The sequence below is a fragment of the Amycolatopsis sp. NPDC004378 genome, from assembly GCF_053602455.1.
The window spans coordinates 31,290-42,840 of the sequence record NZ_JBSGDR010000043.1 but is presented as its reverse complement, the minus strand read 5'-3'; the positions used below and the strand labels follow the sequence as shown (position 1 = coordinate 42,840).

The following is an 11,551-nucleotide window of genomic DNA, read 5'->3' as shown; positions in this document are numbered from 1 at the left end:
CGGGACGAGTTGGTCGCACTTCTCATCCTGCCGCCGAAAGACCCGTCCCTCGTCTCAGGCCCTCGCCCGCGTCACCAACGTCATGACCCGCAACAGCTAGCGGCTGATCGCCGCCGCATAGTCGAAGAGGGTCACGCGGTCGGGGAGCTTCGTCTTCGCCATCAGGCTGGAGACGTGCTTCTCGACCGTCTTCGGCGAGATCAGCAGGCGCCGGGCGATGTCGGTGTTGCCGAGGCGGTGCGCGAGCAGACGGAACACGTCGTACTCGCGCACCGTCACGCCCGCGTCGCGCAGCTCCCGGGGGAGCAGCTGGAGGCCGGGCCGTCGCTGGCGGACGGACTCGCCGGCCCGCCGCAGCAGCGCCCGGCACGCCCCGGCGACGGCCGGGACCGCGGCGTCGTGGAAGTACTCCTCCGCCGCGCGCAGCCACGGGACCGGGTCGCCCCAGCCGTCGGCCAGGGCGGCTTCGGCGACGAGCCGGGCACCGAGGTGCGCGGCCATCCGATAGGGACGCGCGGCTTCCCGCGCCTCCCGCACCGCGGCTTCCGCCCCGGCGACGTCACCCCGGCGGCCGCACGCCACCGCCCGCGCCAGTGCGGTGAACTGCCGGTTCCAGCGCACCCGGCCCGCGGGCGGCGCAGCCGGATCTTCCTCGCCCGCCAAGACGTCGAGCAGGATCCGGAGCCCGTGGTGCCCGGCCAGCGGCGCGCCGCCGGCGCGTTTCAGGTCGCGGCGGGCCTGGTCGCGGTCTTCCTCCATCACCGCGCAGAACGCCTGGCCCAGGCCGAGGCACCGGGCGAGGTCCGGGTGGTGGCCGCCCCCGGCGGCGCGCGCGTCGGCGATCGCCTCCGCCATGCCACCGCGGTCGGCCCGGTGCGCGGCGGAGATCGCGCGGAGGGCGTGGGTGTGCCGGACGACCGCGTCGAGCCCGTGGTGCGCGGCGCTCTCCGCGAGCCGCGCGAGTCGCGGCCCGGCGGCGTGCAGGTCACCACCGAGGATCAGCCCGTGCAGGATGAGCCCGGCTTCGGCCGCATGGGACGCGGCCACCGCCCCGACGCGTTCCGCTTGCTGCCTGGCCAACGCGAGCCCGCCGGTGTCGCCGTCGGCGAGGGCCGCCTGCTCGCCCATTCCGAGCAGGACGTGCGTGCGCCACAACGGGATCCGGTGCGTCTCGGTCAGGTGCCAGGCCCGTTCGAAGTGCCCGGTCGCCGCCGCCGGGTCCCGGTCCCGGGCGAGGATGCCCAACGCGAGGGCCGCCTGGCAGGCGGCGACCGGGTCGTCGTGCCGCCCGGCCTGCTCCAGCGCGCCGGTGGCGAGCCGGCCCGCGTCGTCCTCGTGGCCCGGGAGGCCGAGCAGCAGGTGCGCGTGGACGGCATCGACCGCCGCGCGCTGCCGGTCGCCGCCGGAGGATCCGTGGCGGGCGCGGGCCGCGGCCACCTGGACCAGCCCGTCTTCGGTCCGGCCGGCGAGGTGCGCGGCCCAGGCCACCCGCGCGTGCAGGACGGCGGCCCGCTCGGACAAGCCGACTTCGGAGAAGCGGCCCGTCAAGGCGAACGCGCGATCGGTCCGCCCCGTTTCGCCGAGGGCCTGGACCAGCGACTCGAGCACGGCGCCCCGCAGCGGCAGGTCGGGACTGTCGGTCAGCAGCGCGTCCGCGCGCTCCAGCAAGGTGACCGCGGACCCGGCGTCCGCCGTCTCGAGCGCGCGGTGCCCGGCGTCGGCGAACAGCCGCCCGGCCACGGCGCGGTCGCCCGCGAGCTGCCGCAGGCGCGCCACCTGCGCGCACCAGTCACCGGGCAGGCCCGGGAGCAGCAGCTCGGCGGCGTCGGCGGCCAGCCGGGCGAGGTCCGCGTGCCGCGTCGGCCCGAGCTGGGCGAGCACGGCCTCGACCGTCAACGGGTGCCGGAAGGCGTACCACCCGACCGCGGCCGGATCCGGCTCGAGGAGCTGCGCTTCGACTGCCGCGTCGAGGAAGACCGCCACCGTCCGGTCGTCGGCTCCGGCCGCCCGCTGCACCACCGGCGCGGCGAACCGGAGCCCGGACACCGCCGCGGCGGCCAGCAGTTCGGCCCCCTCGGGGCCGAGCCGGGCCATCCGGGCGGCGACGCTGCCGACCAGGGCCGCGGGCACCGCACCGGCGGACGTCTCCGCCAGGTGCCATCCGTCGGCGCGCTCGGTCAGCAACCGGTCGTGGACGAGCTCGTGCAGCAGCTCCTCGACCAGGAACGGGATCCCGGCGCTGAGCTGCCCCAGGTGGTCCGCGGTTGTGGCGGGCACCCGGGTCCGGTCCGTCCCGAGGCAGCCCGCCACGACGTCGTGCACCTCGCCAGGGCCGAGCCGGGGCAGCGTGCGGAGGGCGCAGACCCCGCGCCGGGCGGCCGAACGGGCGATCTCGCGGGCCGCGGACGGCTCGTCGCCGATCGTGCCGATCAGCAGCACCCGCGTCGACTCCAGGTTCCCGACCAGGTACTCCAGCACGAACAGGGTCTCCGCGTCGGCGTCGTGCAGGTCGTCGAGAACCAGCACGCAGCCGCCGGCGCGGCCGACCACGGCCAGCAGCCGCAGCACCGCCTCGGCGACGACCAGCAGCGGCGGCGCGGGGTCGTCCGCCGGGGTGTCGCGCCAGTCGGGCACGAGCACACCGAGGGCCGGCCGGTACGGGCCGAGTTCGCCCACGTCGACCGGTTCCGCCTCCCGCGTCAGCGAAAACAGCGCCTCGGCCAGCGGGCGGAACGGCACCACCGGGCCGACCGAGCTGCCCTGCCCGCGCAGGACCCGGGCGCCGCGCCCGGCCGCCCGCGCCGCGGCCTCGCGCGCGAGGCGTGACTTGCCGATCCCGCTCTCCCCGGCGAGGAAGACCGCTCTGCCCCGCCCGGCCAGCGCGGTGTCGAACGCCGTGGCCAGTTCGCGCAGCTGCGCGTCCCGGCCGACCAGCTCCGGCGACCGGATCAGCATGCGCGGCGAGCGGCCGCGAAAAAGGAATAATCGTATTCACGCATCGAATTGAGCCCCCAGCTCTCCGGCCCCTCCGGACAGGCTCTCCCTTGGATACACGAAGGCCCGGTCCGCGCCAAGGCGGACCGAATACTGGAATGGTGGTACCGCGATACCGGCCGGTCTGGGGAAGGTTCCCCCGGATTCGCCCGGACGGGCCGCGGGGCCGGCGGGCCCGTCGCTGGTCCGTTCGGTGGTTTACAGGACCCGGGGCGTTTGCGTCCCGGGTCGTCGCGACGTGACGCTTGCCGCACAAGTGGTCCGGACCTTCGGTATCTACCACGAGGTAGTGCCCGGTTTCAGCTGGTCACGGCGAAGGCGGGACTTCCGGCCGAGCGTCCGCGGAGAAAGGTGGGGGAGTTGCCCCTCTAGCGCCGCCGCGCTCGCGATGTGCAGACTGGCGAAGGCCGCGGACTGGGGTGAAGTAACCGGGGCTCGGGGGTACCACAGCGGAACGCGACGCGGGGTGAGCCGCGCCCGGTATCCGCTCGACCACGTTTCCCTCGATGGGCGAAGTGCCCTGAAGGGTGCGCGATCGGACATTCGGTTCGGGAAAAGAACCGGTCATTCACGCGAAAGAATGCGGGGAATACAAGTGGGTGCGAACGGAATCACCCGGGTCGGCGTGGTCGGCTCGGGCACGATGGGCGCGGGGATCGCCGAGCTCTGCGCGACCCGCGGGCTCGACGTCCGGCTGGCCGTCTCGCGGGAGTCGTCGCTGACCTCGGCCCCGGCTCGGATCGCGGCCTCGCTCGGCCGGCGCGTCGACAAGGGAAAGCTGACGCCGGCCGAGCGTGACGCCGCGCTGGCCCGGATCAGCATCGGCACGGACCTCGCCGAACTTGGCGACCGCCAGCTCGTCATCGAGGCGATCCCCGAAGACGAGCAGCTCAAACTCGGCCTTTTCGCCACCCTGGACAAGATCGCCGGCGACGACACCGTGCTGGCCAGCACCACCTCGGCGATCGCGATCACCCGGCTCGCCGCGGCGACCACGCGCCCGGAGCGCGTGCTGGGCCTGCACTTCTTCAACCCGGTCACCGCGATGCGGCTCGTCGAGATCGTCCCGGCGCTGGCGACGGACCCCCAGGTGACCGGCCAGGTGACGGCCTTCGCGGAGCGCACTCTGGACCGGCAGCCGGTCACCGTCGCCGACCAGAGCGGCTTCGTCGTCAACGCCCTGCTGATCCCGTACGTGCTCGCCGCGATCCGCATGGTCGACACCGGCTACTGCCCGGCCGAGCAGGTCGACCTCGCGATGGAACTGGGCTGCGCGCACCCGATGGGGCCGCTGCGGCTGGCCGACCTGATCGGCCTCGACGTCGTCGCCGCCATCGCGGCGGCGCTGCACGACGAGTTCAAGCAGCCCCTCTACGCCGCCCCGCCGTCGCTTTCCCGGCTGGTCGAAGCCGGCCACCTCGGCCGCAAGACCGGCCGCGGCTTCCACACCTACTGAGCTCGAGGAGAAAACTGTGCACTCGTTCCTGAACATCAAGAAGTCGGCCCGGATCAGCGACGACTTCTGGGACGTCACCGACAAGGCCGGCCTGTTCGACGTCGTCGTCGCCGGCCTCGGCGACGGCCGCCACCGGGCCCTCGCCGACGGCCACGAGTTCGTCAACATGTCGTCCTATTCGTACCTGGGCCTCGACACGCACCCGAAGCTGGTGCGGGCCGCGGCCGACGCCGTGCTCGCCGAAGGCGCGCTCAACACGTCGACGTCCCGGATGCGCGTCCGCTTCGGTGCCCTGAAGGACGCCGAGGCCGCCCTGTCCGAGCTGTTCGACGTCGAGGCCGTGACGCTCAACTCGTGCGCCGCCGCCGCGTGGGCCGCGCTGCCGCTGGTCGCCTCCGGGATCTTCACCGAGGGCGAGCCGCCGCTGATGGTGTTCGACAAGAACGCGCACTTCTGCCTCAACGCGATGAAGCCGAGCGTCGCCGACGAGACCGAGGTCGCCGTGGTGCCGCACAACGACGTCGAGGCCCTGGAAGCGTTGTGCAAGCAGCACAAGCGCGTCGCCTACGTCGCCGACGGCGTCTACAGCACCGGCGGCCAGGCCCCGGTGAAGGAACTCCTCGCCCTGCAGGAGAAGTACGGCCTGTTCCTGGTCTTCGACGAAGCCCACGGCATCTCGACGGTCGGCCACCGCGGCCGCGGTGTCGTTCTCGGGGAACTGGGCCAGATCAACGACCGCACGATCATCATCACCTCGCTGAACAAGGGCTTCGGCGCGTCCGGCGGCGCGATCTTCCTCGGCAAGCGGGGCTCCCAGTGGCGGCTGGACACCGCCCAGCGCAACGGCGGCCCGCTGATGTGGTCGCAGCGCATCAACACCGCGGGCCTGGGCGGGCTGCTCGCGTCCGCGGAGCTGCACCGCACCGACGAGCTGACCGCGTTGCAACAGCGGCTGCAGGACAACATCGCGCTCTTCGACCGCCTGGTGGAGACCGGCGAGCGCGGCGACGGCCTGCCGATCCGGTTCGTCCGGGTGGGGTCGGAGGACGCGACCGTCCGGCTCGCGCAGGACCTGTTCCGCAACGGCTTCTACGTCTCGCCGATCTTCTTCCCGATCATCGGCCGCGGCAAGGCGGGCCTGCGGGTCATGCTGCGCGCCAGCATGACCACCGCCGAGATCGAGCAGTTCGCGGGACTGCTGACCTCGCTGAGCGCAGCGGCATGACCGCGCTGCTCTCGCACGTCGACATCCGGTCGGACGCGTTCCGCCGCAACACCGAAGACTTCGCGGCCAACCGGGACGTCATCGCCGCGGCCCGGGCCAAGGCGATCGCCGGCGGCACCGAGAAAGCGCACCGCAAGCACGCCGAACGCGGCAAACTGACCGCGCGGCAGCGCATCGCGCGGCTGCTCGACCCCGGTACGCCGCTGCTGGAGGTCGGCCAGCTCGCCGCACACGACGTCTACGACGAGCCGGTGCCCTCGGCCGCGCTCGTCGTGGGCGTCGGGATCGTCGCCGGACGCCCGTTCATGGTCTTCGCCAACGACGCCACGGTGAAGGGCGGCACGTACTTCCCGCTCGGCGTCCGCAAGCACCTGCGCGGCCAGAAGATCGCGCGGGAGAACGGCCTCGGCTGCATCTACCTCGTCGACTCCGGCGGTGTTTTCCTGCCACTGCAAGAAGATCTGTTCCCGGATGAAGACCACCTGGGCCGGATCTTCCGCAACATCGCCGAACTGTCCGCCGAAGGACTGCCGCAGCTGGCGGCGGTGATGGGGTCGTGCACCGCGGGTGGCGCCTACATCCCGGCGATGTGCGACGAGACGGTGATGGTCCGCGGCACCGGCACGGTCTTCCTCGGCGGCCCGCAGCTCGTGCGGGCGGCGACCGGCGAGATCGTCGACGCTGAGACGCTCGGCGGCGCGGACCTGCACACCCGCGTCACCGGCGTCGCCGACCACCTCGCCGAGAACGACGACCACGCCCTCGACATCCTGCGCGACCTCGCCGCGCGCAGCCCGCGGCCGCCGCTGGCCGCGCCGTCCCGCCCGCCGCGTCCGCCGAAGTACGACCCGGCCGAGCTGGCCGGCGTCGTCAGCGCCGGGCTGAAGGAGCACATCCCGGCGCGGGAGATCCTGGCGCGGCTGCTCGACGACAGCGAGTTCACCGAATACCGCGCCCGCTTCGGCCCGACGATCGTCTGCGGGACCGGGCACGTCGGCGGCTACCCGGTCGGCGTGCTGATCAACGACGGCGTGCTGTTCTCCGAAAGCACGCAGAAGGCCGCGAACTTCATCGAGGTCTGCGCGCAGCGCGACATCCCGCTGCTGTTCCTGCACAACATCAACGGGTTCATGGTCGGCGCCGAGTACGAGGCCGGCGGTATCACCAAGCACGGCGCCAAGCTCGTCAACGCCGTCTCGTGCGCGAAGGTGCCGAAGTTCAGCCTGGTCGTCGGCGGCAGTTACGGCGCGGGCAACTTCGCGATGTGCGGGCGGTCGATGGGCTCGCAGCTGATGGCCATGTGGCCGAGTGCTCGGTCCACTGTGGTCGGTGCCGAGCAGACGGCGAAGGTGATGACGCAGATCCGCGCCGACCAGCTCGCCAAGGAGGGCCGCGAGCTGACGCCCGAGGAGGAGGCAGCGATCCGCGAACCGATCCTCAGCTCCTACGAGCGGCAGGCGCAGCCGCTGTACTACGCGGCCCGGCTGTGGGTCGACGCCGTCGTGGACCCGGTCGAGACGCGGGACTGGCTGACGTTGTGCCTGGCCATGGGCGCCGACGCGCCGAAGCGGGAGACCCGCTTCGGGGTCTTCAGGATGTGAGGGGACGATGCCGAAACGTGTGCTGATCGCCAACCGCGGGGAGATCGCCCGCCGGATCGCGCGCACCTGCCGCCGGCTGGGCGTCGACCCCGTGGCCGTGTATTCGGACGCCGACGCCGGCGCGGCCCACCTGGACGACGCGGTCGAGTCCGTCTACATCGGACCGTCGGCGGCGCGCGAGAGCTACCTCGACATCGACGCCGTCGTCGACGCGGCCCTGCGCACCGACTGCGACGCCGTCCACCCGGGGTATGGCTTCCTGTCGGAGAACCCGGAATTCGCGGCCCGCGTCACCGAAGCCGGGCTGGTCTACATCGGACCGGACGCCGTGACGATCGAAGCCATGGGGGACAAGGCCCGTGCCCGGGAGCTGATGGCCGCGGCCGGCGTCCCGGTCCTGCCGGGCTCCGAGCACGCCACCGAGTCGGCGGACATCCTGCTCGCCGACGCCCGCCGGATCGGCTTCCCGGTGATCCTGAAGCCGGTTGCCGGCGGCGGCGGCAAGGGCATGCGGGTGGTGCACACCGAGACCGCGCTGCCCGAAGCGGTCGAGGAGGCCGTGCGGCTGGGCCGCGCCGGGTTCGGCGACGGGCGGCTGCTGGCCGAGCGGTACGTGGCCGCGCCTCGGCACATCGAGGTCCAGGTCTTCGGCGACCGCCACGGGAACGTCGTCCACCTCTTCGAGCGCGAGTGCTCGCTGCAGCGGCGGCACCAGAAGATCGTCGAGGAGGCCCCTGCGCCGCACCTCCCGGCGACGACCCGCCGGGCGCTGCTGGAGGCGGCGGTCCGCGGCGCCACCGCGCTCGGCTACGTCGGCGCGGGCACGTTCGAGTTCATCCTCGACGGCGACGGGCGGTTCTTCTTCCTCGAGGTCAACACCCGGCTGCAGGTCGAGCACCCGGTCACGGAAGAGATCACGGGCCTCGACCTGGTCGAATGGCAACTGCTCGTCGCCGACGGCGAGCCGCTCCCGCTGCCGCAGTGGCAGATCCGCGCCACCGGGCACGCGATCGAGTGCCGCGTCTACGCCGAAGACCCCGAGCACGGGTTCCGGCCCGCGCCGGGCCACGCCGAAGTCGTCCGCTGGCCGGCGGGCGTCCGCGTCGAGGCCGCGTTCGACGAGTCCGGCGCGGTGCCGGGGTTCTACGACCCGATGGTCGCGAAGCTGGTCGCCGCCGGTCCGGACCGCGCCACGGCGCTCGCCGGCCTCCGCGCGGCGATCGAGGAGACCACGCTCGTCGGGCTGACCACGAACCTCGGCTTCCTCGCCGAGCTGCTCGCCGAACCGCGGGTGGTCGAGGGCCGGGCGGACACCCACCTCGTCGACGCCTTCACCGCCCGGCCGGCGCCCCACTGCCGGGACGCCCAGGCGCTCGCGTGCGCGGCGGCCATGGCCGTGCCTCTCCAAGGAGCTTCGCCGTGGACCGGCACGCTCGGTGCGTTCGACCGGGCGGCGCTCGACCCGGAGGCGCCGCTCGGGCGCATCGTCCTGCGCTACGACGGACGCGACCGCGAAGCCCGGCTGCTGGCCCGCGACCGGGCCGGGCTGCACGTCGAGACCGACGGCCGCCGGTACGCCGTCCTCGCCGAGCGCGGGCCGGACGGGCTGGTCCACGGCCGGATCGGGACCACCCGCTGGACGGGGTTGCCCACCGCGGACGGGTACGAGATCGTGCTCGGCGGCCACCGGGTCGCCCTGGCGCGCCGCACCTTCGACGAAGGCGGCGGCGACGCCTCCGACGGCGCGGTGCGCACGCCGATGCCGGGGGTCGTCGTCGGCGTCGCGTGCGAACCCGGGGCCCGGGTCGAACCGGGGGAGCTGCTGGTGGTCGTCGAGGCGATGAAGATGGAGAACCGCATCGTCGCGCCGTTCGCCGGGACCGTCGACCGGCTTTCCTGTGCGCTCAATGCAAGCGTCACCGCCGACCAGGTCCTGGTCACCCTGAAACCGTGAAGGAGACACCCATGCCCGAAACCCTGCTGTTCGTCGGCGGCGCCCGGCCGCTGAGCTTCAGCCTCGACATGGCGGCCGAGGCGCTGGCCCAGGCGGCGGCGCGCGGCCTGCGCGTGCACGTCACCAATACGGCCGAAGTCCTCGCCGCCACCGAAGACGTCATCGGGAAGGCGTCGGAAAAGTCCACTGTGGACGTTCTCAAGCCCGGGGAGTCCGCGGCGTGGGCGAAGGCGCAGGACGAGCACTTCGACGCCGTCTACGCGCTCCAGGAGCTGGCCCAGGTCGCCGTCGCCGAAACCGCCGAAGCGGTCGGCGCCCCGGGCAACCCGCCCGAGGCCGTCCATCGCGTCCGGACCAAGGACGCCTGCCGGGAAGCCCTGGCCGCCGCCGGGTTCCCGCAGCCGGTCGTACGGTTGTGCGCTGACGAAGCCGCGGCCGAGGCGTTCCTCGGCGAGTACGCCGGGCCGTGGATCGTGAAGCCACGCGACGCCATGGGCAGCACCGGCGTGAGCCTGGTGACCGAGCCCGGGCAGCTGCCGGCGGCGATCGCCCTGCTGCCGGATGCGAAGCCGTTCCTCGTCGAACAGTTCGTCGAGGGCCCGGAGTTCAGCGTCGAAGGAGTCTTCCTCGGTGGTGAGCCGAAGATCCTCGCCGTGACGGCCAAGGAAAAGGTGCCGCCGCCGTTCTTCGTCGAGACCGGGCACGTGCTGCCCGCGCCGCTGCCGGACGCCCGGCGCCGGGAGATCGAAGAACAGGTGTCGAGCGCCCTGAAGACGCTCGGGCTGCGCGTCGGCGGCTTCCACGTCGAGCTGTGGCTCACCGCGAGCGGTGTGGTGCTCGGCGAAGTGCACGGCCGCTTCGGCGGCGACTGGATCCACCGCATGCTCGCCCACGCCATCCCCGGCCTCGAGCTGTACGGCCTGGTCTTCGACGACATGCTCGGCCGTCCGGGCAGCGGCGTCCCGCTGACGCCGAGCCGCGGCGCCGCCGTCCGGTACCTGACGCCGCCGCCCGGGCGCTTGGCCGCGGTCGAAGGCTGGGACGAGGTGCTCGCGCACCCGGCCGTCCTGCACGCCGAGCTCGGTGTCGGACCCGGGGACGAAATCAAGCCCCTGCATCGCTCCGGCGACCGCGTCGGCCTGATCGTCGTCGGCGCCGACACGCCCGAGGCCGCGAGCGCGCTGGCCGCCGACCTCGTGGGCTCGGTGAAGTTCGTGCCCGAGTCCGAACCCGACCGCCTGCCGGGCCTGTGGGCCCTGCGCTGACCGAGGACGACATGACCCACATCGGCATTCTCAGCACCGGCTCCTACCTGCCCGACCGCGTCGTCCCGAACGCCGAGATCGCCCCGGCGGCCGGCGTCGACGCGGCGTGGATCGAACGCAAGACCGGCATCCGCGAACGCCGCCACGCCGCACCCGGCCAGGCGACGTCCAACCTCGCGGCGATCGCGGCCGACCGGGCCCTGCTCGCCGCGGGCCTGAGCCCGGACGACGTCGACCACATCGTCGTCGCCACCTCCACCCCGGACCACCCGCAACCCGCGACGGCCAGCCTCGTCCAGCACCTGATCGGCGCCCGCTCGGCTTCGGCGGTCGACGTCAACGCGGTGTGCAGCGGGTTCGTCTACGCGCTGGCGATGGCTCAGGGCCTGGTGCGCGACGGCGGGCACGCGCTGGTGATCGGCGCCGACATCTACTCCCGCATCCTGGACGTGCGTGACCGCAGGACCGCGATCCTGTTCGGTGACGGAGCGGGGGCGGTCGTGCTCGGCCCCGTTCCGGCGGGAGGGGGCGTCATCGGCACGCGGCTGCGCGGACACGGCGACGCCCACCGCCTCATCGGGGTGCGCGCGGGCGGCAGCCGCCTCCCGGCGTCGGTGCGCTCGGTGCTGGCCGGTGAGCACTTCTTCCGCATGGACGGCCGGGGCGTGCGCGAGTTCGTCACCGGGCACGTCCCCGACGCGATCGCCGGAGCGCTGCGCGAAAGCGGCCTGCCCGCCACCGCCGTCGACCATTTCGTGCCGCACCAGGCGAACGGCGTCATGCTGCGCGAACTGGGGGAGGCGCTCGACCTGCCGAACGCGGCCCTGCACCTGACCGTCGACCGCTTCGCCAACACCGGCGCGGCGTCGGTGCCGGTCACGCTCGACGCCGCCCACCGCGCCGGCGCGCTGAACGTCGGCGACGTCGTGCTGCTGGCCGGGTTCGGCGGCGGCATGAACCTCGGCGTCGGCCTGTGCCGGTGGACCGCCACGCCGCCGCGTCCCGAAGCCGGCGTCGAGGACCGCGCCGCCACCCTGTCCCACCACTGAGAAAGGC

The 11,551-nt window shown here is 73.4% G+C and carries 7 protein-coding genes; 6 read left to right on the top strand and 1 reads right to left on the bottom strand.

The genetic code is table 11. The features are described 5' to 3' along the window. Positions 1-96: 96 nt before the first annotated feature. Positions 97-2,955, bottom strand: coding sequence for an AAA family ATPase (locus tag ACWEN0_RS48775; protein WP_451988580.1), 2,859 nt, complete (start codon positions 2,953-2,955; stop codon positions 97-99). Positions 2,956-3,589: 634 nt separating this feature from the next. On the opposite strand from ACWEN0_RS48775, the gene ACWEN0_RS48770 reads away from it, so the two are divergent. The 6 genes from ACWEN0_RS48770 to ACWEN0_RS48745 are packed head-to-tail and all read left to right on the top strand — an operon-like array spanning position 3,590 to position 11,544. Then, entirely contained in the window at positions 3,590-4,450 is an 861-nt protein-coding gene (locus ACWEN0_RS48770; RefSeq protein WP_451988579.1) for a 3-hydroxybutyryl-CoA dehydrogenase, read from the top strand. A gap of 16 nt (positions 4,451-4,466) precedes the next feature. Continuing rightward, a complete protein-coding gene (locus ACWEN0_RS48765; RefSeq protein WP_451988578.1) occupies positions 4,467-5,675 on the top strand; it encodes an 8-amino-7-oxononanoate synthase family protein in 1,209 nt (402 codons plus the stop codon). Continuing rightward, positions 5,672-7,276 carry a carboxyl transferase domain-containing protein gene (locus ACWEN0_RS48760; RefSeq protein ID WP_451988577.1) on the top strand — a complete coding sequence of 535 codons (1,605 nt, stop codon included), beginning with the start codon at positions 5,672-5,674 and terminating at the stop codon, positions 7,274-7,276. The genes ACWEN0_RS48765 and ACWEN0_RS48760 overlap by 4 nt, the downstream gene beginning before the upstream one ends. 7 nt (positions 7,277-7,283) lie before the next feature. After that, complete coding sequence (locus tag ACWEN0_RS48755; protein ID WP_451988576.1) at positions 7,284-9,230, top strand: acetyl/propionyl/methylcrotonyl-CoA carboxylase subunit alpha; 1,947 nt, start codon at positions 7,284-7,286, stop codon at positions 9,228-9,230. Between the two features lie 11 nt (positions 9,231-9,241). Further along, positions 9,242-10,495 (top strand): ATP-grasp domain-containing protein, encoded by a 1,254-nt coding sequence (locus tag ACWEN0_RS48750; RefSeq protein ID WP_451988575.1) that lies wholly within the window; start codon positions 9,242-9,244, stop codon positions 10,493-10,495. An 11-nt stretch (positions 10,496-10,506) separates the two neighbouring features. Then, on the top strand, positions 10,507-11,544 hold the full coding sequence (locus tag ACWEN0_RS48745) for a 3-oxoacyl-ACP synthase III family protein (RefSeq protein ID WP_451988574.1): 1,038 nt from the start codon (positions 10,507-10,509) through the stop codon (positions 11,542-11,544). Positions 11,545-11,551: the final 7 nt, after the last annotated feature.

Excerpts from the sequence above, each read along its gene's own strand:
- ACWEN0_RS48775 (WP_451988580.1), bottom strand. The coding sequence starts at position 2,955 with ATGCTGATCCGGTCGCCGGAGCTGGTCGGCCGGGACGCGCAGCTGCGC.
- ACWEN0_RS48760 (WP_451988577.1), top strand. The coding sequence starts at position 5,672 with ATGACCGCGCTGCTCTCGCACGTCGACATCCGGTCGGACGCGTTCCGC.
- ACWEN0_RS48755 (WP_451988576.1), top strand. The coding sequence starts at position 7,284 with ATGCCGAAACGTGTGCTGATCGCCAACCGCGGGGAGATCGCCCGCCGG.
- ACWEN0_RS48750 (WP_451988575.1), top strand. The coding sequence starts at position 9,242 with ATGCCCGAAACCCTGCTGTTCGTCGGCGGCGCCCGGCCGCTGAGCTTC.
- ACWEN0_RS48745 (WP_451988574.1), top strand. The coding sequence starts at position 10,507 with ATGACCCACATCGGCATTCTCAGCACCGGCTCCTACCTGCCCGACCGC.